21 protein-coding genes are annotated in these 21,085 nt (G+C 72.4%); 12 read left to right on the forward strand and 9 right to left on the reverse strand.

Going from position 1 to position 21,085, the window contains the following annotated elements; genetic code table 11:
* Window positions 1–306: 306 nt before the first annotated feature.
* The 5 genes from AC0693_RS25805 (at window position 307) to lnt (ending at window position 4,416) form a co-directional block, all read left to right on the forward strand.
* Window positions 307–1,026 carry a TVP38/TMEM64 family protein gene (locus AC0693_RS25805; RefSeq protein WP_469336290.1) on the forward strand — a complete coding sequence of 240 codons (720 nt, stop codon included), beginning with the start codon at window positions 307–309 and terminating at the stop codon, window positions 1,024–1,026.
* Between the two features lie 48 nt (window positions 1,027–1,074).
* Window positions 1,075–1,947 carry an undecaprenyl-diphosphate phosphatase gene (locus tag AC0693_RS25810; protein ID WP_356412406.1) on the forward strand — a complete coding sequence of 291 codons (873 nt, stop codon included), beginning with the start codon at window positions 1,075–1,077 and terminating at the stop codon, window positions 1,945–1,947.
* A gap of 119 nt (window positions 1,948–2,066) precedes the next feature.
* Window positions 2,067–2,252, forward strand: coding sequence for a hypothetical protein (locus tag AC0693_RS25815; RefSeq protein ID WP_356412404.1), 186 nt, complete (start codon window positions 2,067–2,069; stop codon window positions 2,250–2,252).
* Window positions 2,253–2,333: 81 nt separating this feature from the next.
* Window positions 2,334–2,801, forward strand: coding sequence for a nuclear transport factor 2 family protein (locus AC0693_RS25820; protein WP_469319834.1), 468 nt, complete (start codon window positions 2,334–2,336; stop codon window positions 2,799–2,801).
* A 22-nt stretch (window positions 2,802–2,823) separates the two neighbouring features.
* Window positions 2,824–4,416 (forward strand): apolipoprotein N-acyltransferase, encoded by a 1,593-nt coding sequence (gene lnt, locus AC0693_RS25825; protein WP_478803014.1) that lies wholly within the window; start codon window positions 2,824–2,826, stop codon window positions 4,414–4,416.
* Here the strand turns inward: lnt and AC0693_RS25830 are convergent.
* Window positions 4,361–5,266: a Gfo/Idh/MocA family protein gene (locus AC0693_RS25830; RefSeq protein ID WP_469319832.1), complete on the reverse strand. Its 906-nt coding sequence runs from the start codon at window positions 5,264–5,266 to the stop codon at window positions 4,361–4,363. The two genes, lnt and AC0693_RS25830, sit on opposite strands and share 56 nt — an antisense overlap.
* 95 nt (window positions 5,267–5,361) lie before the next feature.
* Here AC0693_RS25830 and AC0693_RS25835 point away from each other — a divergent pair, with 95 nt between their 5' ends.
* Window positions 5,362–5,883 (forward strand): DinB family protein, encoded by a 522-nt coding sequence (locus AC0693_RS25835; protein ID WP_468471284.1) that lies wholly within the window; start codon window positions 5,362–5,364, stop codon window positions 5,881–5,883.
* A gap of 146 nt (window positions 5,884–6,029) precedes the next feature.
* On the forward strand, window positions 6,030–6,584 hold the full coding sequence (locus tag AC0693_RS25840) for a hypothetical protein (protein WP_356412396.1): 555 nt from the start codon (window positions 6,030–6,032) through the stop codon (window positions 6,582–6,584).
* A 19-nt stretch (window positions 6,585–6,603) separates the two neighbouring features.
* Here the strand turns inward: AC0693_RS25840 and AC0693_RS25845 are convergent, their stop codons facing one another.
* The 7 genes from AC0693_RS25845 to AC0693_RS25875 all read right to left on the reverse strand — a co-directional run bounded on the left by AC0693_RS25845 (window position 6,604) and on the right by AC0693_RS25875 (window position 12,681).
* Entirely contained in the window at window positions 6,604–7,098 is a 495-nt protein-coding gene (locus tag AC0693_RS25845) for a hypothetical protein (protein ID WP_469319847.1), read from the reverse strand.
* Between the two features lie 133 nt (window positions 7,099–7,231).
* Window positions 7,232–7,909 (reverse strand): uracil-DNA glycosylase, encoded by a 678-nt coding sequence (locus tag AC0693_RS25850; RefSeq protein ID WP_356412392.1) that lies wholly within the window; start codon window positions 7,907–7,909, stop codon window positions 7,232–7,234.
* Between the two features lie 88 nt (window positions 7,910–7,997).
* Complete coding sequence (locus AC0693_RS25855) at window positions 7,998–9,581, reverse strand: ABC transporter substrate-binding protein (RefSeq protein WP_478803015.1); 1,584 nt, start codon at window positions 9,579–9,581, stop codon at window positions 7,998–8,000.
* A gap of 152 nt (window positions 9,582–9,733) precedes the next feature.
* Window positions 9,734–10,495: an SDR family oxidoreductase gene (locus tag AC0693_RS25860; RefSeq protein ID WP_478803016.1), complete on the reverse strand. Its 762-nt coding sequence runs from the start codon at window positions 10,493–10,495 to the stop codon at window positions 9,734–9,736.
* Window positions 10,496–10,515: 20 nt separating this feature from the next.
* Window positions 10,516–11,277, reverse strand: a complete 762-nt coding sequence (gene fabG, locus AC0693_RS25865; RefSeq protein WP_356412386.1) for a 3-oxoacyl-ACP reductase FabG — start codon at window positions 11,275–11,277, stop codon at window positions 10,516–10,518.
* 184 nt (window positions 11,278–11,461) lie between these two features.
* The gene (locus tag AC0693_RS25870) at window positions 11,462–11,845 is read right to left on the reverse strand and encodes a DUF3037 domain-containing protein (RefSeq protein WP_469336279.1); all 384 of its coding nucleotides are present in this window, start codon (window positions 11,843–11,845) and stop codon (window positions 11,462–11,464) included.
* Window positions 11,842–12,681: a HipA family kinase gene (locus tag AC0693_RS25875; RefSeq protein ID WP_469336277.1), complete on the reverse strand. Its 840-nt coding sequence runs from the start codon at window positions 12,679–12,681 to the stop codon at window positions 11,842–11,844. The genes AC0693_RS25870 and AC0693_RS25875 overlap by 4 nt, the downstream gene beginning before the upstream one ends.
* 178 nt (window positions 12,682–12,859) lie before the next feature.
* On the opposite strand from AC0693_RS25875, the gene AC0693_RS25880 reads away from it, so the two are divergent.
* Genes AC0693_RS25880 through AC0693_RS25895 form a run of 4 tightly spaced genes read left to right on the forward strand, consistent with a single transcriptional unit; the run spans window position 12,860 to window position 19,302 of the window.
* Window positions 12,860–13,297 (forward strand): SseB family protein, encoded by a 438-nt coding sequence (locus tag AC0693_RS25880; RefSeq protein WP_478803017.1) that lies wholly within the window; start codon window positions 12,860–12,862, stop codon window positions 13,295–13,297.
* Window positions 13,297–13,854 carry a hypothetical protein gene (locus tag AC0693_RS25885; protein WP_469319827.1) on the forward strand — a complete coding sequence of 186 codons (558 nt, stop codon included), beginning with the start codon at window positions 13,297–13,299 and terminating at the stop codon, window positions 13,852–13,854. The genes AC0693_RS25880 and AC0693_RS25885 overlap by 1 nt, the downstream gene beginning before the upstream one ends.
* Window positions 13,854–18,578, forward strand: a complete 4,725-nt coding sequence (locus tag AC0693_RS25890; RefSeq protein ID WP_478803018.1) for a putative T7SS-secreted protein — start codon at window positions 13,854–13,856, stop codon at window positions 18,576–18,578. Before AC0693_RS25885 ends, AC0693_RS25890 begins: the two co-directional genes overlap by 1 nt.
* Complete coding sequence (locus AC0693_RS25895; RefSeq protein WP_478803019.1) at window positions 18,571–19,302, forward strand: hypothetical protein; 732 nt, start codon at window positions 18,571–18,573, stop codon at window positions 19,300–19,302. The genes AC0693_RS25890 and AC0693_RS25895 overlap by 8 nt, the downstream gene beginning before the upstream one ends.
* Window positions 19,303–19,335: 33 nt before the next feature.
* Here the strand turns inward: AC0693_RS25895 and AC0693_RS25900 are convergent, their stop codons facing one another.
* Window positions 19,336–20,553: a low temperature requirement protein A gene (locus AC0693_RS25900; RefSeq protein WP_478803044.1), complete on the reverse strand. Its 1,218-nt coding sequence runs from the start codon at window positions 20,551–20,553 to the stop codon at window positions 19,336–19,338.
* A gap of 215 nt (window positions 20,554–20,768) precedes the next feature.
* On the opposite strand from AC0693_RS25900, the gene AC0693_RS25905 reads away from it, so the two are divergent.
* Complete coding sequence (locus tag AC0693_RS25905; protein WP_356412370.1) at window positions 20,769–20,990, forward strand: DUF6243 family protein; 222 nt, start codon at window positions 20,769–20,771, stop codon at window positions 20,988–20,990.
* Window positions 20,991–21,085: the final 95 nt, after the last annotated feature.

Here is a 21,085-nt window from a genome sequence, read left to right on the forward strand (position 1 = left end):
CCGTTGTTCCGGTGACCGGAAGACTGCACGGGACCCCTGGATCCTGCCGACCCTCCCCCTGCGGGGTCCGCCGGACGATCCGGGAAGGGTCAGCTTCGGGCGCCGCCGAGGGGCGCCGGGTGTGCGGATGCGATGTCCGCGGCGGCAGCCTTCGGCGCGTCCGCGACTGCGGACGGCGCTGCGGGGAAGGGGTGCCGGAACATGGACCGATCTTGGCCCGGCGATGCCCGCCGCGTCGAACGAATTACCGGCGGCGGGCGATCCGGCTCACGGCGCCCCGGCACGGCGGTCGGTTAGTCTCGGCGGATGTCCCCCCTCCTTCCGGCGCCGTGGCTGCGGCTGGCCCTGCTCGTGGTGCTGCTGGTGGCGGCCGGGGCGTGCGTGCTGCTCTACGAGCCGCAGCGGCTGCTGGCGCGGGGCTGGACCGGCGCGTTGCCGCCGGGCACGGCGGTGCCGCTGTTCGCGGTGGCGTACGGGCTGTGCACCGCGGCGTTCGTGCCGCGCCCGCTGCTGAACCTGGGCGCGGGGGCGGTCTTCGGCGTCCAGTTCGGTCTCCTGGCGGCCGTCGGCGGTACGGTGCTCGGCGCCGCCGTGGCGTTCGGGCTGGGCCGGGCCCTGGGGCAGCGGGCGCTGCGGCCGCTGCTGCGCGGGCGGTGGGTGCTGGCGGCGGACGCGCAGCTGAGCCGGCACGGGTTCCGGTCGGTGCTGGCGGTGCGGATCTTCCCCGGGGTGCCGTTCGCGGCCGCCAACTACCTCGCCGCGGTCTCGCGGTGCGGCTGGATCCCGTTCCTGCTCGCGACGGCGCTCGGCACCGTCCCGAACACTGCGGCCTACGTGCTCGCCGGCGCCAGCGCCTCCTCGCCGACCTCGCCCGCCTTCCTCGCCTCGTTCGGTTTCATCACCGTCTCCGGAGTGCTCGCGGCGGCCGTCGCCTGGCGCAGGCGGCACCGGCTCGGGGCGCCCGCGGGGAGCGCGGCGGCGCCGCAGCCGACCCCAGTGGTCAGCGGTGTCACTCGTACGCCCTAGCATCGGACGCGAACTTCCCGACGATCACAAGGACGAGCGCACCCCGACATGAGCTGGTTCGAATCCCTAATCCTCGGTCTCGTCCAGGGGCTTACGGAGTTCCTCCCGATCTCCTCCAGCGCCCACCTGCGGCTGACCGCGGCGTTCGCCGGCTGGCACGATCCCGGAGCGGCCTTCACCGCCATCACCCAGATCGGCACCGAGACCGCGGTGCTGATCTACTTCCGCAAGGACATCGCGCGGATCGTCTCCGCCTGGTTCCGCTCCCTGACGAACAAGGCGATGCGCTCGGACCACGACGCCCAGATGGGCTGGCTGGTCATCGTCGGCTCGATCCCGATCGGTGTCCTCGGCATCACGCTCAAGGACCAGATCGAGGGCCCGTTCCGTGATCTGCGGCTGATCGCCACCACCCTGATCGTGATGGGCGTCGTCCTCGGCTACGCGGACTGGCTGGCCTCGCGCGACGAGAAGGGCGGCCGGCACCGGGTGGTCAAGGAGCGCAAGTCGCTCCGGGAGCTGGGCGTCAGGGACGGCCTCATCTTCGGTGTCGCCCAGGCGATGGCGCTGATCCCGGGCGTCTCCCGCTCGGGTGCGACGATCTCCGGCGGCCTGCTGATGGGCTACACCCGCGAGGCGGCGGCCCGTTACTCCTTCCTCCTCGCCATCCCGGCCGTGCTGGCCTCGGGCGGCATGGAGTTGAAGGACCTCGGCGAGGGGCACGTCTCCTGGGGGCCGACGATCTTCGCGACGGTCATCGCCTTCGTGGTCGGCTACGTGGTGATCGCGTGGTTCATGAAGTTCATCACCACGAAGAGTTTCATGCCCTTCGTGATCTACCGGATCCTGCTGGGCATCGTGCTGTTCGTGCTGATCGGCATGGGTGTGCTGAGCCCCCACGCGGGTGAGTCCGCGGGCTGACGGCGCCGCCACCCGATCGCGGGGGCCGTCCGGGAACGTTCCCGGACGGCCCCCGCGTCGTTGTGCCTGGAAGAACGGCAGCACGGCGAGAACAGTGACACAGCAGGGGGTGCGGTCCCATGAGGCGAACGGTGCGCGTGGTTCTGGAGCGGTTTCCGGCCGGAAGTCCGCGGGGAAGCTGGCCGGCCGAGGAGTACGCCGCCCAGCGCAAGCGCGAGGGCGTCCCGGCCGAGGTGGTCATGGACCTCGACAGCGACGCGTTCCTGGTGGTGGTCAAGCAGCGGGAGGCGCGTTCCGGCCGGTGACCGGCGCCGGGCGGCCCCGCGCAAAGATCCGGTCGCCGCACGCCCCTTGGACTCGCGGGTCCGCTGACCCACACTGACCCGATGACGCAGCGTGTGGAACTCGCGACGGTGATGGACCGGCTGGCGATCGATGCCGTGGTGACCGGGTACGCGGTCGCGGTGGACGACGGCGACTGGGCGGCCTATCGGGCCCTGTTCACCGCGGCGGGACGGGCGGACTACACCTCGGCGGGCGGGATCGAGGGCCCGGCCCCCGCGGTCTCCCGGTGGCTGGAGGAGACGATGGCGCTCTTCCCGGTGCGCCAGCACCTCATCGTCAACCGGCGGATCGACCTGGAGACGCTGGACGGTTCGGCCGGCGACCGGGCCGAGGTGAAGGCGGATTTCGTGAATCCGATGCGGCTCGCCGGGGAAGGCTCCGACGCGAGCATCACCGCGCCGAACTTCGTGGCCGCCGGGCGCTACACCTTCGTCCTGGCGCGCACCCGCGAGGGATGGCGCCTGACCGGGGTCACCGTGCACGAGAAGTGGCGCCACCTGTCCGCCTGAGACACTGGAAGCGGAGGCGCCCATGCTGACCGCCATGCTGACCGACCGGCCCGGCTGGTGGCGTGCTGCGGCGGCCGTACCGGCCGGGGCGCTGCCCGCGCTCGCCTTCCCCGCGCCCGCGCTGTGGTGGTTCGCGTACGTCGCCCTCGTGCCCTGGATGCTGCTGCTGCGCACGGCGGCCGACGGGCGCCGGGCGGCCCTGGAGGGGTGGCTCGGCGGTGCGGGCTTCATCCTGGCGGTCCATCACTGGCTGCTGCCCAGCCTGCACCTGTTCCTCTTTCCGCTGGCCGCGCTGCTGGGGGCGCTGTGGGCACCCTGGGGGCTGCTGGTGCGGCGGCTGCTCGGCGGGGCCGTCGGCCCCGGTCGGGCGGGCGCCGCGCTGGTGCTCGTACCGGCGGGCTGGCTGCTGTCCGAACTCGTCCGGTCGTGGCAGGGGCTGGGCGGGCCGTGGGGGCTGCTGGGGGCCAGTCAGTGGCAGGTGCCGCCCGCGCTGCGGCTCGCGTCGGTGGGCGGAGTGTGGCTGCTGAGCCTGCTGATCGTCGCGGTGAACTGCGCGCTGGCGCTGCTGGTCGCGGCGCCCTCCGGGCGGATCCCGGCGGCGGCCGGGGTGACCGGCTGCGCGGTGCTCACCGGCGCGGTGTGGCTGTGGCTGCCGGGGCCCGCGCCGTCGGGGGAACTGCGGGTGGCCGTCGTACAAGTCGGCCCGCGGGCGATCTCGGAGAGCGCCGAGGAGCGGTTCGCCACCGGTGAGCGGCTCACCCGGCGACTGGTCGGCCGGCGGCTGGACCTGGTGGTGTGGGGCGAGAGCAGCGTGGGCTCCGATCTGGCGGCGCGGCCGGACCTGGCCCGGCGGCTCGCGGACCTGTCGGCCGCGGTGGGCGCCCCGCTGCTGGTCAACGTGGACGCCCGGCGGACGGCCGCGCAGACCGGGGGCGCGCCCGGCATCTACAAGAGCGCGGTGCTGGTGGGCCCGGGGGGACCGACGGGCGACCGGTACGACAAGATGCGGCTGGTCCCCTTCGGCGAGTACATACCGGCGCGGTCCCTGCTCGGCTGGGTCACCTCGGCGGGCAAGGCGGCCGCGGAGGACCGGCGTCCGGGCACCGCGCCGGTGGTGATGGACCTGCCCGCCGCGTCGGGCGGTACTGCGTTGCGGATCGGGCCGCTGGTCTGCTTCGAGTCGGCGTTCCCCGACATGAGCCGGCACCTGACCCGGGAAGGCGCGGCCCTGCTGGTCGACCAGTCCTCCACGGCCACCTTCCAGGACGGCTGGGCTCCGGCGCAGCACGCCTCCCTGGGGGCGCTGCGCGCCGCCGAGAACGGGCGCCCGGTGGTGCACGCCACCCTCACCGGCATCAGCGCGGTGCACGGCCCCTCGGGCGAGCCGGTCGGGGCGCAGCTGCCCGGCTCGGCCTCGGCGGCCCGGGTGTACGGGGTCCCCCTCGCCACGGGCACCACCTTCTACGTCCGCTTCGGCGACTGGCCGGTGGCCGCCGCCCTGGGCGCGCTCGCGCTGTTCTGCGCGGCCGAGGGCGTGCGCGGGCTGCGCGGCGGCCCGCTCAGGAGGCCTGCCGCAGAGCCGACCGGACCACCTGCTCGCACAGCTCGTGGGTGAGCAGCGCGTCACGGGCGCTGAGCGTGGTGCCCGAGGCGACGGCCTCCAGGAAGGCGTCCACGACCTGTTCGATGCCGCGCTGGCGGGCGACCGGCACCCAGTCCCCGCGCCGCCGGACGGTGGGCTGGCCCTTGTGGTCGATGACCTCGGCCAGGTTGACCACCTGGCGCTTGGTGTCCTGGCCGGAGACCTCCAGGATCTCCTCGGTGGAGCCGGAGAGCCGGTTCATGATGCCGAGCGCGGTGAAACCGGCCCCGGAGAGCTGGAGCACCACCTGGTGCATGAGCCCTTCCCGCACGACGGCCCGTACGTCGACGTGCTCGGCTTCGCCGGGCAGCAGGAAGCGCAGGGTGTCCACGACGTGGATGAAGTCGTCGAGGACCAGGGTCCGGGGGTCCTCGGGCAGCCCGACCCGGTTCTTCTGCATGACGATGAGTTCGCGCGGGTGGTCGGCGCACTGCGCATAGCCCGGCGCGTAACGGCGGTTGAAGCCGACGGCCAGCGACACCCCTCGCTCCTCGGCCAGTTCGACCAGGCGCCGGGACGCGGCCAGCTCGTAGGCGAGGGGCTTGTCGACGTACGTCGCCACCCCCGCCTCCAGCAACCGCGTGACGATCTCCGGGTGGACGTCGGTCGGCGCGTGCACGAAGGCGGCGTCGAGGCCGTGGGCCAGCAGCTCGTCGAGGCCGGTGTGGCGGCGCTCCGCGGGGACGTGGTGCAGGGCGCCGATCCGGTCGAGGGTGGCGGGGGTGCGGGTCTGCAGGTGGAGTTCGACCTCCGGACGCGCGGTGAGGACCGGCAGGTAGGCCTTCTGGGCGATGTCACCGAGTCCGATGCACGCGACCTTCAAGGGAGCCTCCTCGTTCGTTGCCGTCGTCGTTCCCCGTCGTACTGCTGGCAGCTTAATGCCTGGTGGGAGGGGCCCCCTTCGTCCACTATCGGATCATGAGCACTCCTGTGACCGACCGCCCCGAACCGTCCACCACCGCCAACGAGCGCGAGATGCTGGACGGATGGCTCGACTTCCACCGGGCCACCCTCGCCTGGAAGTGCGAGGGCCTGACCGACGAACAGCTGCGGCGCACGCCCCTGGCGCCCTCCGAACTGAGCCTGCTGGGGCTCGTACGGCACATGTCCGAGGTGGAGCGGTACTGGTTCCGGGAGATCACCCTGGGCGAGGACCTGGAGGACCTGTACTGCACGGAGGAGGACCCGGACGCCGAGTTCCACCTCTCGGAGCAGGACACCTGGGAGGAGGCCGAGCAGATCTGGCGCGAGGAGATCGAGCGCGCGCGGCAGGCTTCGGCCGGGCGCTCGCTGGACGAGGTGTCGATCGGGCGCAGCAGCCGCAGCGGCGAGCAGTTCAACCTGCGCTGGGTCTACACCCACATGATCGAGGAGTACGCGCGCCACAACGGGCACGCCGACCTGCTGCGCGAGCACATCGACGGGGCGACGGGCGAATAGCGCGCCGGTGCACGGCCCGTCGGCGGGTCCCGGGTGCGGCAACGGGCGCCCGGCAACCGGCAACCGGCCAGTGGCCGTCACCCGTGCGGGGTGAATATCGCCCGCGGGTTTTCGCAACCGGGTGTTCGCACAGCAGAGTTGCGCGGGTGCATCCAACCCGAACCACGACGAAACTGCTGCTCGGAGTCGCCTGTGCGGTCTCGGCCGTCTCCGGCTGCGTGAGTGTGAACCCCCATGCGCCGCTGCCCGCGGGGGCCGCGTCCGCCGAGCCGCCGCCGCCCCAGCAGCAGCACGACCCGCACGGCGGCCCCGGTGCGGCGCCGGTGACGGTGACGGCCCCGGCCCTGGAGGCGCTGAAGGCCGTACCCGCGGAGCGCGGGAAGCCGCAGGGCGCCGCGGGAGGCGCCGCGCAGCGCGGCGCGGCCGCCGGGGCGGACCGGCAGCGGTCGGCGCCCGGCGAGGCGGCGCCGCCGGTGCCGGAGATCCCGGAGCCGCCCCGGCTGCCGTCCGGGCCCGTCGTACGCCACCACGGGCACGGCCACGGGGATGCGGCGCGGGGGCCGCAGGCGGAGCTGGAGCGGCAGCTGTCGCCTGCCTTGCCGGTGCGGCCGGCCGATGTGTGCGCGCTGGGCCGCAGGCACGGCCATTGGCGGCCGGACAGCCCGGAGGCCAGGATCTGCGCGGGCGTGCACGGGGGCTGACCTGCCGGCGGCGCGGGCGCTACGGGCTCTCCTGCTGGCCGGGGAAGGGCGTGGGGCGGCTCCCCCGGTCCGGTCCCGCCCCGAGCCGCAGTTCGAGCCGCGAGAGGGCCGCCCGTACGCCGTCCCCGTACCCGTCGTCGGAGAGCGCGCCGGCCGCCGCACGGGCCCGGGCCAGGTGGATCCGGGCCGCGTCGGGGCGGCGCAGCTTGACGTAGTCGGCGGCGAGGTTCAGGTGCAGGGACGGGTAGAAGACGCGCACGGCGGCGTGCGGCTGGGGCAGCGGCAGGGTGATGTGCTCCTGCCGCAGCCCGTCGGCCGCTTGCAGCGCCCGCAGGTCCCAGGCGAGTTCCTCGGCCGGGTCGTCCTGGGCGTCGGCCATGTAGTGCGCGAGGGTGCAGCGGTGCAGGGCGTCGCCGTTCTCGCCGATCTCGGTCCAGATGTCCCCGAGGCGGTTGCGCGCCTCTTCCCGGTCCCCGGCGTGCAGCAGGATGACCGCCTGTCCGATCCTGGTCATGACGGCGTCCTGCGACGCCTCCCGCTGCTGCTCGGTCAATGCGGCCTCCGGCTTTCTGGTCGGACGCACTGCGGTCCGATCACCCTGACGCTAGCCGGAGCCGCCCGCATTGCCGACGAGGCGCGGTCGGAGGTCAGCCCAGGTCCGGGATCCGCCAGTCGATCGGCTCATGGCCCTGGGCGGCGACGGCCTCGTTGATCTGCGTGAAGGGCCGGGATCCGAAGAACTTCTTGGCCGAGAGCGGCGAGGGGTGGGCGCCCTTGACGACCACGTGGCGCTCCTCGTCGATCAGCGGGAGCTTCTTCTGCGCGTACGCCCCCCACAGGACGAAGACGGCCGGGTCCGGGCGGGCGGCGACCGCGCGGATCACGGCGTCCGTGAACTTCTCCCAGCCCTTGCCCTTGTGGGAGTTGGGCTCGGCCTCGCGGACGGTGAGCACCGCGTTGAGCAGCAGGACGCCCTGCTCGGCCCACGGCATCAGGTAGCCGTTGTCCGGGACGGGCAGGCCCAGCTCCTCCTTCATCTCCTTGTAGATGTTGCGCAGGGAGGGCGGGGTGCGGACCCCGGGCCGCACCGAGAAGCACAGCCCGTGGCCCTGGCCGGCGCCGTGGTAGGGGTCCTGGCCGAGGACCAGCACCTTGACCCGGTCGAACGGCGTGGCCTCCAGTGCCGCGAAGACCTGCTCGCGGGGCGGGTAGACCGGTCCACCGGCCCGTTCCTTCTCCACGAACTCCAGGAGCTCGTGGAAGTAGGGCTTCTCCAGTTCCTCACCGAGGACGGGCAGCCAGGATTCGGGCAGCAGCTGGGTCACGTCGACAACCTCCGGTACGCGTTCGTGCAACTGCTCCAGAACCTACCGGCACCCACTGACAACGGACCCGGCCGCCCCGTTCCCCCGGCTACCAGCTGGTCTTGCGGTACAGCTCCCACATCTGCATGGCCGTCTGCGGGTCCAGGGAGCGCTCCCCGCCCGCGATGTCGTCGCGCGCGGCGACGTACAGCTTGCCCTGCCACAGGGGCAGCAGCCGGACGTCCTCGGAGAAGATCTGCTGCGCCCGCTCGAACTCGCGCGTGACGGCCGAGCGGTCGCTCTCGCGGCGGGACTTGGGCAGCAGGTCGGTGAGGATCTCGGGGTTCTCGTAGGGGGTGCCGACCGCGTTCTCCTTGCCGACGAACGGCGCGATGAAGTTGTCGGGGTCCGGGAAGTCGGGGAACCAGCCGCGCCCGAAGACCGGGTACTCGCCGTTCTTGTAGCCCTCCTGGTAGGGCTTCCAGGGCTTGTTCCGCAGAGTGATCTTGAACAGGCCGCTCGCGTCCAGCTGGCGCTTCAGCTCCTCGAACTCCGGCGCGGTGGAGGAGCCGTACCGGTCGGTGGTGTACCAGAAGGTCAGCTCCACCGGGAAGGCGACGTCCGCCTTCTGGAGGATCTTCTTCGCCTTCTCCACGTCCGGCTGGCCGAAGCGGTCGTAGAAGGGCGTCTTGTGGCCCACGACCCCCTTGGGGACCATCGAGTACAGGGGTTCCGCGGTGCCCTGGTAGACCTTCGCGACGAGTGCTCCGCGGTCGACCACCTGGGCCACGGCCTGGCGGACGGCGGGCTTGGCGACCGCCGGGTCCTTGGGGTTGAAGACCAGGTAGCGGATCTCGGCGCCGACGTTGTCGACGACCTGGATGCCCGCCGCGTGCGAGGCGGGGCTCTGCAGGTCCTTGATCTCGGCCGCGGAGAGACCGCGGTAGGTCGCGTCGATCTCCTTGTTCTTGAGGGCCGCGATCATCTTCTGGGAGTCCATGAAGTAGCGGATGGTCACCGCGTTGTTGTGGCGCTGCGCGAAGCCCTGGTAGTTGCCGTAGCTCGCGAGGACCGCCTCGTCGCCCTCCTTGTAGGAGTCGAGCACGTACGGTCCCGAGCCGGTGACCTTGCCGTCCTTGCGGACCTTGTCGGCCGGGTACTCGTTGGGGGCCACGAGCGAGGCGGCGGGCGAGCCGAGCACGAAGGGGAAGGTCGCGTCCGGGGTCTTCAGCTGGAAGACGACCGTCAGCGGGTCCGGGGTCTCGATGCGCTCCAGGCTGCCGAAGAGGTCCTTGGGGCCGACCTTGGAACCGATGGTGCGGATCCGGTCGAGCGAGTGCTTGACGGCCTTGGAGTCGAGGGGCTCGCCGTCCGAGAACTTCAGGCCCTTGCGCAGGGTGCAGCGGTAGGCCTCGTTGGCGGAGTCGGTGAACTCACAGCTCTGCGCGGCGTCCGGCTGCGGTTTGGTACTTCCCGTGGGAAATGCCAGAAGTGTCTGATAAACGTTCCGGTAAAGCTCCCACGAGCCGTCCCAGGCCGCGGCGGGATCGAGGGTGCTGGGCGCGCTCGTCGTACCCACGACGATCTTTTTCGCCTGGTCTGCGCTCGAATCCGATATCACCCCGCAACCGGCGAGCAGGGATATGGACGCAAGGGCCGCAGTGATCTGCAGGCATCTGGTCCGGTTGAACACGTGCACGCTCCTCGATCGGCCAGGGGTGCGGCAGACCCTACCGCAGCGCCCCACGGATCCAAGGAGCAGGTTCCGTGGGGCACTTGACCGGTTCCGTGCATATTCGTTATGCATTTACCACCCGGTCGGCGGCCGATCCGTCCGGTTATCGGTCAGCCGACTCCGGCATTCAGAAAAATTCCTCCGTCGACGACCAGCGTTTGCCCGGTAATCCATTCCGCTTGCGCGGAAGTGAGGAATGCGGCGGCTCCGCCGATGTCCGAGGGCACCCCAAGCCTGCCGAGCGGATACGCCGCGGCCGCCTCCTGCTCGCGCCCCTCGTAGAGGGCCTGCGCGAACTTGGTCTTGACCACGGCGGGCGCGATGGCGTTGACCCGGACCCCCGGCGCCATCTCGTGGGCGAGCTGGAGGGTGAGGTTGATCATCGCGGCCTTGCTCATCCCGTACGCGCCGATGAACGGCGAGGCGGAGACGCCCGCGATGGATGCGATGTTCACGATGGCGCCGCCGTGGTCCTTCTGCCAGGCGTGCCAGGTCCGCTGGGCGAAGCCGAGCGCCGAGACCACGTTCGTCTCGAAGACCTTGCGGGCGACCCCGAGGTCGAGGTCCGCGATCGGCCCGAAGACCGGATTGGTCCCCGCGTTGTTCACGAGGAAGTCGACCCGCCCGAAGGCCTCCATCGTCCGCTCGACGGCGACCCCCTGGTGGACCTCGTCGTGCGCCTTGCCCGCGACCCCGATCACCCGGTCCGCGCCGAGCCGCTCCACCGCCTCCTTGAGGGAGTCCTCGTTGCGGCCGGTGATGCAGACCCGGTCGCCGCGGGCGACCAGGGCCTCCGCGACGCCGTAGCCGATGCCGCGGCTGGCTCCGGTGATCAGCGCCACCTTGCCGCTGTCGATGCCGTTGTACGTCATGACGTACGCCCTGCCTCTCGTCAGTTGAGGGGGCCGCCGGCCACGTACATGACCTGGCCCGAGACGAAGCCCGCGGCCTCGCCGGTGAAGAAGGCGATGGCGTTGGCGATGTCCTCCGGACGGCCGACGCGCTGCACGGGGATCTGGGTGGCGGCGGCGGCCTGGAACTCCTCGAAGCCCATGCCGATGCGGGCGGCGGTCTGCGCGGTCATCTCGGTGACGATGAACCCGGGGGCCACGGCGTTGGCCGTGACGCCGAACTTGCCCAGCTCGAAGGCGAGGGTCTTGGTGAACCCCTGGAGGCCCGCCTTGGCGGCCGCGTAGTTGGCCTGGCCGCGGTTGCCGAGGGCGGAGCTGCTGGAGAGGTTCACGATGCGGCCGAACTTCGCCTCCACCATGTACTTCTGGCAGGCGCGGGACATCAGGAACGCGCCGCGCAGGTGCACGTTCATGACCGTGTCCCAGTCGGTGTCGCTCATCTTGAACAGCAGGTTGTCACGGAGCACGCCCGCGTTGTTGACCAGGACGGTCGGCGCGCCGAGGGTGCTCGCGACCCGCTCCACCGCCGCCTCCACCTGGGCGCTGTCCGATACGTCGCAGCCGACCGCGAGGGCCGTGCCGCCCGCAGCGGTGATCGCCTCCACGGTGTCCTTGCAGGAGCCCTCGTCGAGGTCGAGTACGGCGACGGCGCGTCCCTCGGCGGCCAGGCGCAGGGCGGTGGCGGCGCCGATGCCCCGGGCCGCCCCGGTGACGATCGCGACGCGCTGCTCGGTGGTGGACATGCTGGTTCTCCTCGCGCTGGGAATGCCCTGTCGGCGGCGCCCCCGAAAAGGTGAGCAACCGCTTAGTAGCTTCGGCTGAAGAGACGCTAGGAGCCCTGGCACCCGGTGTCAACGGCACCGGGTGCCAGGGCTCGGGACCGGCCCGCGCGTGCGCGCCCGCCATCGGGCCCGGGCGCGCGCCGCGTCAGTACACGAGCAGCTCCAGCAGCCGGCCCAGCTCCGCCTCCGGGTCGGCCGTGAGCCCGGTGTGCACCGGTCCCGGCTGTACGACGGTGCTGCGCGGGGCGATCAGCCAGCGGAAGCGCCGCCCCGCGTCGTCGCCCGCCGCCTGTCCGGCGGCGGCCCCGCCCGCGCACAGGCCCTCGACCCCGCGCAGGGCCGCCCGCACCCCGGCGACGTCGGCCCCGGGGTCCAGGGCGAGGAGCTTGCCCTCGTCGAGGTGGATGCGCGCGGCGACGTACGCGTGCGCCCGGCAGTAGAGGATCACCCCGGCGTTGAAGCACTCCCCGCGTTCCATCCGCGGCACCACGCGCACCAGCGCGTATTCGAACACGTCCCGCTTGGTCACCGGCTGTCGCTCTTCTTCTTGTGGGGCAGGGGGGTCAGGCGCTCGGCGAGCCAGCCGGGAGGGCCGCTGCGGGCCTTCACCTCGGCCTCCATCGTGATCCGCTCGTGGATCGTGGCGGCGCGCGGCAGCAGCGCGTCCACATAGGCGCGGCGCAGCGCGTCGGTGGAGTCGAAGCCGGGCTCGCCGGCCAGCCACTCGTCCGGGACGTCGGCGGCGACCTCGGTGAGCAGCTCCCGCGTGACCAGCGGCGCCAGTTCGGCGGCGGCGGCGGCGATGTCCGGGCCGACGGGGGCCAGGACGTGGTCGGAGGCGTTGTAGGGCTTGGCCGCGGCGGCCGCGGCGGTGGGCCAGTTGTGGTGCCAGATCATGGTCGCGCCGTGGTCGATGAGCCACAGGTCCCCGTGCCAGACCAGCATGTTGGGGTTGCGCCAGGACCGGTCCACGTTGTTGATCAGGGCGTCGAACCAGACCACCCGGCCTGCCTCGGCCGGATCCACCTGGTAGGCGAGCGGGTCGAACCCGATCGACCCGGGCAGGTAGTCCATCCCGAGGTTGAGCCCGCCACTGGCCTTGAGCAGCTCCTGGACCTCCTGATCGGGTTCGCCGAGCCCGATCACCGGGTCGAGCTGCATCCGCACCAGCGGCGGCACCCGCAACCCGAGCCGCTGGGCGAGGCGCCCGCACATGACCTCGGCGACCAGGGTCTTGCGCCCCTGACCGGCGCCGGTGAACTTCATGACGTACGTGCCGAGATCGTCGGCCTCGACGATCCCGGGCAGCGAGCCGCCTTCGCGCAAGGGCGTGACGTAACGGGTCGCGATCACTTCTGTGAGCATTTTCCCAGGCTATCCGGCGCCCGGCCCGCACATCCGGGAGATGTGCCGCGCCATCGGCCGCTCCTCGCTCCCGGAACCTCGTCCCGTCCGACCGGGCCCGGGCCGGGAATGCGGAACCGTTCGGGGGCGGTGGGCGTATCTTGCTGCGCAGCCGGTCCTCCCAAGGGGGTTTTGCATCGTGGAACTGACCGCAGAGATCGCCGCGATCCGCGGGGGCGGGGGTGATCCGGCGCGACTGGTGGGCGAATTCCGCCGGTCCGTCCTGTTGGTCCCGTTCGCCGTCGGTCCCGAGGGCACGGGGGACGCCGACGGAGCGCCCAGCGGTCTGATGTCGGCCGTCACGGGCGGGGTCCGCTGGCTCTACGCCTTCACCGACGAGGACGCCCTGGCGCGGTTCGCGGCGGAGCGCGGGGACGCCGGCCGGGAGTGGGCGTACCTCTCGGTCCTCGGTGCCCGGCTCACCGACGCCGTCGTGCCGATGGTCGGCGGACCGGCGGGCGTGGTGGTCAACGTGGCCGACGCGGACGGCTCGATGTTCTTCCCGCCGGTCTGCGGCATCGTCCCCGACGCGTACGCGGTGGACGCCGTCGACGCCGAGCGCTCCGGTGCCCTCTGATGGCGGGCGACGGGGACCTCGTCGTCTCCCCCGAGGCGGTCAAAGCGGTCCAGGACGGGCTGCGCGCGGCCATCGCGGAGCTGCGCGAATCCGGTGACGCCGCGGGGGCCGCGCAGGGCGCGGGCTTCAGCGCCCTGGCCCTGACCGGGATGGAGGCGGGCCACATGGGCCTGGCCAAGGACTTCGAGGAATTCTGCGAGCGCTGGGAATGGGGCGTACGGAGCCTCGTGCAGAACGCCAGCGTCCTCGCGCGCTCCCTCGGTATCGCCGCCGGCACGATCTGGGAGGAGGACCACTACGTGCAGGGCGCCTTCAAGGTGGTGGCGAACGCCGCGTACGGCAATCCGCACGCCTCCGACGAGGAGGTGGCGGAGAAGGGCTGGGGCGACATCTTCCGGGGCGACGTCTACAAGCCGGACTACAGCCCCGAGTCGTTCGAGAAGGGCGCGAAGGACATCGGCAAGACCTGGTCCGACACCGGCGACAAACTGACGTCCACGGGCAAGATCGGCTCGTTGAAGGATCTGCTGGACCAGGTCGACGGGGGCAACGGCTGATGGGGCTCGGGGACTTCATTCCGGATTCGGTCGAGGACTGGGTCGAGGACCGCACCGAGGACGTCGGCGACGCCATCGAGTGGACCGGCGACAAGGTGGCCGGACTCGCCGACAAGGTCGGTCTGGACGACGCGGGCGACTGGATCCGCGACAAGAGCCGCTCGGCCGCCAACCAACTGGGTGCCGACGTCGCCGAGATGGAGCTCGGGCAGACCGACGATCCCAAGAGGCTGGTCTACGGGAGCGTCGCCGAGATACGGACGCAGGTGGCGCACCTGAGCGATTTCGAGCGCTCCTTCACCCTGGTCGGCAACGGCCTCAAAGGCATGACGGACCCCGACGGCCTCAAGGGCAGGACGGCGGACGCCTTCCGGGAGTCGGTGGCCAAGGAACCTCCGCAGTGGTTCAAGGCGGCGCAGTCCTTCGGGAAGGCCGCGGACGCGATGGCGCGGTTCGCGGAGACGGTGGAGTGGGCGCAGGGCCGGGCGAAGGAGGCCCTGGCGGACTACGAGCACGCGAAGAAGGTCTCGACCGACGCCCGTACCGCCCACAACAAGCTGGTCGACACCTACAACGACGCGGTCAAGGCGAAGAAGGACCCGCTGCCGCCGCGGCCTCCCGAGAACTTCACCGATCCGGGCACGGCCCTGGCGAAGGCCGCCCAGGACAAGCTCGACGACGCGCGCAGGCAGCGCAACGAGGTCGCCGAGACGGCCCGTGCGGCGGTCCGCGCGGCCCGTGACGCCGCGCCGCCGAAGCCCTCGTACGCCGAACAGCTCGGCGACGGCATGGACTATCTCGCCCTCGCCAAAACGCACTTGGCGGGCGGTGTCTACAAGGGCGCCGCCGACATGGTGAACTTCGCGCGTTCCCTGAACCCGACGGACCCGTACAACCTCACCCACCCCGCCGAGTACCTGACGCAGCTGAACTCCACGGCCGCGGGTCTGGTCACCGCGGTCAACGACCCGTGGGGCGCCGGCAAGCAGATGCTGGACGAGTTCATGAAGGACCCCGCCGAGGGCATCGGCAAGCTGATCCCCCAGCTCCTCGCCGACAAGGGCCTGGGCGAGCTGGGCGCGGGTGCCAAGGGCATCCGGGACCTCGATCACCTCGACGACGTCAAGAAGGGCCCGGGACGGGGCGGTCTGGGCGAGCACGGCCCGCACCCGGGCGAGCGGCCGGACCTGGAGAAGCCCAGCAAGTACACCGACCCCGTCGACCTCGCCACCGGCCGGATGTACCTGCCGCAGACCGACGTGGTCCTGCCGGGGGCCCTCCCGCTCGTCTTCACGCGCCGTGCCGAGTCCGGCTATTCGGCCGGCCGTTGGTTCGGGCCGAGCTGGGCGTCGACGATCGACCAGCACCTGGAGGTCGACGCCGAGGGTGTCGTCCTGGTGACGCAGGACGGTCTCGTGGTCGCCTACCCGCACCCGGCGCCGGGACTGCCGGTCCTCCCGGTGTCCGCTTCGGCCCCGCCCCACCCGCTGGAACGGACCCCGGACGGCGACTGGACGCTGACCGACCCGGCGACGGGCCACGTCCGCCGCTTCGCCCTGCCGGCCGGGAGCACGGCCGACGACCGGGCCGACGGCGCGCCCGGAGGCACGGACGAGGACGCCGGCGCCCCCGCCCGCGCCCCCGGCGACTCCTACGCCCTCGCCGTGATCACCCAGCTGGAGGACCGCAACGGCAACCTGATCACCTTCGAGTACGACGCCCACGGCGCCCCCCTCGGCATCACCCACTCCGGCGGCCGGCGCCTGCGCTTCGAGACCGCGGACGGCCGGATCACCGCCCTCCACCTGGACGGCGGCCCGCGGATCCTCGCGTACGGCTACACCGCAGGACACCTGACCGAGATCACCAACTCCTCCGGTCTGCCCCTGCGCCTCACCTACGACGACCGGGCCCGCATCACCTCCTGGACCGACACCAACGGCCGCCGCTACGCGTACGCCTACGACGACGCGGACCGCTGTGTCGCGGAGGCCGGCGAGGCGGGCCACATCGCCCTCACCTTCGCGTACGACGAGGTGGACGCGGCGACCGGCCTGCGCGTGACGCGCATGACCACCGCCGAGGGCCACACCCGGCGCTACCTGTTCGACGCGCGCTACCGGGTGGTCGCCGAGAGCGACCCGCTGGGCGCGGTCACCCGCTACGGGTACGACGTCCGGGGCCGGCGGACGTCGGTCACCGACCCGCTCGGCCGCACCACGCACAGCACGTACGACGACCGGGGCCTGCTCGTCTCGGTGGTCCGCCCGGACGGCAGGGAGGCGAGGGCGGAGTACGACGCACTCGGCTGCCCGGTGAAGGTGACCGCTCCCGACGGCACCGTCGTCCGCCAGACCTACGACGAGCGCGGCAACCGCACCTCGGTCACCCGGCCCGACGGGTCCGTCACCCGCATGGAGTACGACGAACGCGGCCACGTCACCGCGGTCACGGACCCGCTGGGCGCGGTGACCCGCGTCCGCACCGACGGGGCGGGGCTGCCCGTCGCGGTCACGGACCGGCTCGGCGCCACCACGACGTACGAGCGCGACGACTTCGGGCGGACGACCGCCGTCCGCGACCCGCTCGGGGCGGTCACGCGCACGCGGTGGTCGGTGGAGGGCAAACCGCTGCACCACAGCGCCCCGGGCGGCGGCGAGCGCTCCTGGACCTACGACGGCGAGGGCAACTGCCTGACGTTCACGGACGGTTCGAGCCGCGGGCCGGTGCGCTTCGAGTACACGCACTTCGACGCGGTCTCGGCGCGCACCGACGCCGACGGCACGCGCCACGAGTACACCTACGACGCGGAGCTGCGCCTCACGGGGGTGCGCAACCCCCAGGGCCTGACCTGGGAGTACGTGTACGACGCGGCGGGGCAGCTCGTCGCGGAGACGGACTTCGACGGCCGGACGCTGCGGTACGCCCACGACGCGGCGGGCCAACTCGTCAGCCGTACCGACGCGCTCGGGCAGCGCGTCACCTACGAGCGCGACGCGCTGGGCCGGACCGTCCGCAAGGACGCCGCGGGCACGGTGACCACCTACGAGTACGACGTCTTCGACCAGCTCGCGGTCGCGGCGCGCGGGGACTGCGTGCTGACCCGGCTGCGCGACCGGTCGGGCCGGCTGCTGGAGGAAACGGTGGACGGGCGCAGGCTCGTCCACACCTACGACGCCGCGGGCCGCCGCACCGGCCGCACCACGCCGACGGGTGCCACCGCCGCCTGGTCGTTCGACGCCGCGGGCCGCCCCGACGCCCTGACCACGGCGGGGCGCCGGATCGGCTTCACCCACGACGCGGCGGGCCGCGAGCACGTCCGTACCTACGGCGACGTGGTCACCCTGAACAGCGGCCGGGACGCGGCGGGCCGGCTGACGGACCAGGTGCTGACCGGCCCCGGCGAGCACGTCCTGCAGCGCCGCGGGTACACCTACCGGGACGACGGGGTGCTGACCGGGATCGACGACCTGCCGACCGGCCCGCGCACCTTCGACCTCGACCGGCGCGGCCGGGTGACGGCCGTGAACGCCGAGAACTGGACGGAGCGGTACGCCTACGACGAGGCGGGCAACCAGGCCTCCGCCTCCTGGCCCGCCTCCCACCCCGGCGGCCAGGACGCCACCGGCCCCCGCGTCTACGCGGGCACCCGGCTGCTCACCGCGGGCCGGGTGCGCCACGAGTACGACGCCCTGGGACGGGTCGTGCTGCGGCAAAAGGCCCGGCTCTCGCGCAAGCCCGACACCTGGCGCTACGAGTGGGACGCCGACGACCGCATCACGGCGGTGACCACCCCCGACGGCACGCGCTGGCGGTACGCCTACGACGCGCTGGGCCGGCGCACGGCCAAGGAGCGGCTGACGGCCGACGGCCTGGCCGTGGCCGAGCGCACGGTCTTCACCTGGGACGGGAACCTGCTGTGCGAGCAGGTCACCACCGGCGCGGACGGCGGCCGCGGGGTCGCCCTGACCTGGGACCACCGGGGCGCGCGGCCGCTGGCGCAGACCGAGCGCATCCTGACGGCGGCCCAGGAGGTGGTGGACGAGCGGTTCTACGGCATCGTCACCGACCTGGTGGGCGCACCCACCGAACTCGTCGACGAACGGGGGGCGCTCGCCTGGCGCGGCCGGTCGACCCTGTGGGGCTCCACGGCCTGGAGCCGGGACTCCACCGCCTACACCCCGCTGCGTTTCCCCGGCCAGTACTTCGACCCCGAATCGGGCCTGCACTACAACTACTTCCGCACCTACGACCCCGAGACCGCCCGCTACCTGAGCCCGGACCCGATGGGCCTGGCCCCGGCGCAGAACCCGGCGGCGTACGTCCACAACCCGCTCCAGTGGTGCGACCCCTTCGGGCTGGCCCCGTACTCGGACAGCACCCGGACGGCGCAGGGCGTCGACCACCAGCTCAACGAGGCGGAGGGCGGCAAGGCGAACCACTACCTGTCGGGCATCGCGGGCGACGAGGCGAAGCTGGAGAAGTACCTGAACCGCCAGCTGCACGCTCCGGCGAACTACGTGGACGACGTGTCCGGAGCGCGGATCATCATCGACCGGGGGCTGCGGGACGCCGCCGGCAATCCGGTGGTGATCATCCGCCAGGACCATATGATCCACGCGTACCACATCGAGGAGAAGGACCTCTCGAACTACATCACTCCGCGCGACGGCAAAGACGCGGCGAAGTGGCGGACCCCCACACCGGATGAGGTCAATGAGTAGCGAGGAACCCGGGGCGCGGCAATGGCCGGGCTACCGATCACGGCCGTCCTACGATCCCGGCCGCGCCCTGGTCTTCCCGGCCCCGGTGCCCGCGGACCTGCGGGCGCTCGGGCAGCGGGTCCGGGCGGCGGACTGGCCGGTGCGGCTGGCCTTCCGCGCCTCGCGGATCGCCCTGCTGGACACCCTGTGCCGCTGGCAGACCCTGCGCGCGCTGGCCTGCGTACACCTGCTGGCCGCCCGGCCCGTGGAGGCCGCCGGGCTGCTGGACGACCTGCGGGTGGTTCCGGGGCAGGAGACGGCCGCCGATCCGGCGCTGCCCGCACTCCTGGCGCGGCTGCAGGAGTACGCCCTGGACCTGCCGCCGGACCTCGTGGACGCGGTCGTCAGCGATGCCGGGGGGCTGCTCGCGGACAACCGCTTCGCCGCGTCCGTCGTGGCCGCCGGGCTCAGCGCCGATTCGTGTCCGGCCGACACGGACGAGGCGGTCTCCCGCGCGGTGGTGCTCACCAGCTACTGGTACGAGACCCCGGAGCAGCGGGGCGGCCTCGCCCTGGCGTGGAGCTCCGCCCTGTTCGTGCGCTCCTGGCTGGGGTGGGCCGACCGTTTCGCGTACGGCGACCCGGCGGGCGGGATCGGCATCACGACGGACCCCCGCCCGGCCCGCCCGGACGCGGCCGGCCTCCCGGCCTGGGCGGCCCCCCTGCTGGACCGCGCGGCCGGCTGACCGCGGGGAGGCGGAGCGACGCCGCCAGGGTCCCTAACGCCTGGCGAGTTCCGCCAGCATGCGCTGCTGGTGGCGGTGGCCGACCGTCTCGTACCCGATCACGGAGACGAACGGCGCGAGCATGACCACGAGCAGGCACACCGCGATGGGCGCGCCCGCGGCGGCGAGCAGGACGGCGGCGAGCAGCACCGCGAGGGTGAGGGAGACCAGGAGCAGGTGGAAGCCGTCGGCCGCGGACAGCAGCAGGGTGTGCAGGGCGTAGACCATGACGAGGAAGAGGCCGACCGGGAGCGCCAGGGAGAGCACCACGGCCGTGCCGGAGACCTCGGCGTGGTGCTCCATGTACAGGCCCGCCACGTGCAGCCCCGCGCCCGCTCCGGCGATGCCGATGAAGAGGGGGATGTGGCCGTAGCCGAAGAGGTACCCGCGCCCGCGGCGGTGCGTCAGGATGTCGCCGAACGGGGTCATGAAGTACGTCCACCACATGCCGAAGGTGAGACCCACACCGGCGACGACGACGGCGACCGCGTTCCCCGTCCAGTGCGTGCCGTCGCTGCCGCCCAGGAGGTCGCCGGAGGAGGCGACCGTGCCGACGACGCCCTCGCCGAGCGTGATGATCGCGAAGAGCCCGTACCGTTCCGCGACGTGGTGCGGGTGCCAGGGGGTGCCGCCCGCGGGTCCCTGGGTGAGCACCGGCAGGACGAGTTCGAGGGCGCCCAGGACGCCGAACGCCACGAAGGAGACGGCGATCGGCATGTGGACGAAGGCCACGGCGATCCAGCCGGCCTGGACGATGACCGTCCAGCGGATGTTGGCCACGCCGACGTCGTGGAAGGACGGGGACTGCCGGGCGGCGCGCCCCCACTGGAAGACCATCGCGATCCGCATGACGACGTAGCCGATGACCATGGCGCGCAGTTCTAGGTGGCCGCCCTCCTCGACGGAGTGGAACATCGCGGGCAGGCCGAGCGAGAAGACGACGACGCCGATCATCTGGAGCATGGTCATGGCACGGTAGAGCCAGTCGTCGGTGGCGAAGGCGGACGCGAACCAGCTGAAGCTGATCCAGGCGACGCTGATCGCGAACATGGCCAGGACGAACGCGATGACGGCCTGCCCGGCGTGCCCCTTGGCGACCATTTCGGCGAACTGGAACGCCGCGGTGCCGACGGCGACCACGAAGGTCAGGTCGAACAGCAGCTCCAGGGGGGAGGAGACCCGTCCGTGCTCGTGCGGGTCGCGGCCGGTCATGGGGATCAGCCGACGTGAGAGGGTGCGCCCGCCGGGTCCGTCGGGCTCGTCGGCGAGGTGGTGATCGTTCATGCGCACCATCATTTCCGACGCCGCCGCTCGAACCGCTCCCGCCTCACGGGGCGGCGGGAGGGTTGGTGTGCGCGGTCGGCGGAACCGGGTACCGTCATTGTCATGTTCTTCCAGAACACTCCACATCATGACCGGGAGAACCGATGACCGTGAGCAAGAACATCAACAACCCCGTGGGCCAGGGCGGCGGCCAGCGCAAGCGGCTGTCCCGCGCCGAGCGGCAGAACAACGGTCCGCACCGCAACCTCGACCGCCAGGGCGCGGCCGACCAGAAGGCGGAGCTGGTGCGCAAGATGCGCGAGAAGGCGGGCACCGGCGAGGACGCCGGACAGGCGGACGACGACGCGGCGGCGGCGCAGGACTGACGCGGCACACGACCGACGCACCGCCGCCGCGGGGCGGCGAGCGCACGGGGCAGGGCCCGGACCGCGATGAGCGGTCCGGGCCCTGCTGCCGTCCG

Source organism: Streptomyces sp. NPDC043876, from assembly GCF_056435825.1.

What these genes read in the sequence shown, in the direction of transcription:
- AC0693_RS25805 (WP_469336290.1), top strand. Translation starts at nt 307, where the DNA reads ATGTCCCCCCTCCTTCCGGCGCCGTGGCTGCGGCTGGCCCTGCTCGTG.
- AC0693_RS25810 (WP_356412406.1), top strand. Translation starts at nt 1,075, where the DNA reads ATGAGCTGGTTCGAATCCCTAATCCTCGGTCTCGTCCAGGGGCTTACG.
- AC0693_RS25815 (WP_356412404.1), top strand. Translation starts at nt 2,067, where the DNA reads ATGAGGCGAACGGTGCGCGTGGTTCTGGAGCGGTTTCCGGCCGGAAGT.
- AC0693_RS25820 (WP_469319834.1), top strand. Translation starts at nt 2,334, where the DNA reads ATGACGCAGCGTGTGGAACTCGCGACGGTGATGGACCGGCTGGCGATC.
- lnt (WP_478803014.1), top strand. Translation starts at nt 2,824, where the DNA reads ATGCTGACCGCCATGCTGACCGACCGGCCCGGCTGGTGGCGTGCTGCG.
- AC0693_RS25835 (WP_468471284.1), top strand. Translation starts at nt 5,362, where the DNA reads ATGAGCACTCCTGTGACCGACCGCCCCGAACCGTCCACCACCGCCAAC.
- AC0693_RS25845 (WP_469319847.1), bottom strand. Translation starts at nt 7,098, where the DNA reads ATGACCAGGATCGGACAGGCGGTCATCCTGCTGCACGCCGGGGACCGG.
- AC0693_RS25860 (WP_478803016.1), bottom strand. Translation starts at nt 10,495, where the DNA reads ATGACGTACAACGGCATCGACAGCGGCAAGGTGGCGCTGATCACCGGA.
- fabG (WP_356412386.1), bottom strand. Translation starts at nt 11,277, where the DNA reads ATGTCCACCACCGAGCAGCGCGTCGCGATCGTCACCGGGGCGGCCCGG.
- AC0693_RS25875 (WP_469336277.1), bottom strand. Translation starts at nt 12,681, where the DNA reads ATGCTCACAGAAGTGATCGCGACCCGTTACGTCACGCCCTTGCGCGAA.
- AC0693_RS25885 (WP_469319827.1), top strand. Translation starts at nt 13,297, where the DNA reads ATGGCGGGCGACGGGGACCTCGTCGTCTCCCCCGAGGCGGTCAAAGCG.
- AC0693_RS25890 (WP_478803018.1), top strand. Translation starts at nt 13,854, where the DNA reads ATGGGGCTCGGGGACTTCATTCCGGATTCGGTCGAGGACTGGGTCGAG.
- AC0693_RS25895 (WP_478803019.1), top strand. Translation starts at nt 18,571, where the DNA reads ATGAGTAGCGAGGAACCCGGGGCGCGGCAATGGCCGGGCTACCGATCA.
- AC0693_RS25900 (WP_478803044.1), bottom strand. Translation starts at nt 20,553, where the DNA reads ATGACCGGCCGCGACCCGCACGAGCACGGACGGGTCTCCTCCCCCCTG.
- AC0693_RS25905 (WP_356412370.1), top strand. Translation starts at nt 20,769, where the DNA reads ATGACCGTGAGCAAGAACATCAACAACCCCGTGGGCCAGGGCGGCGGC.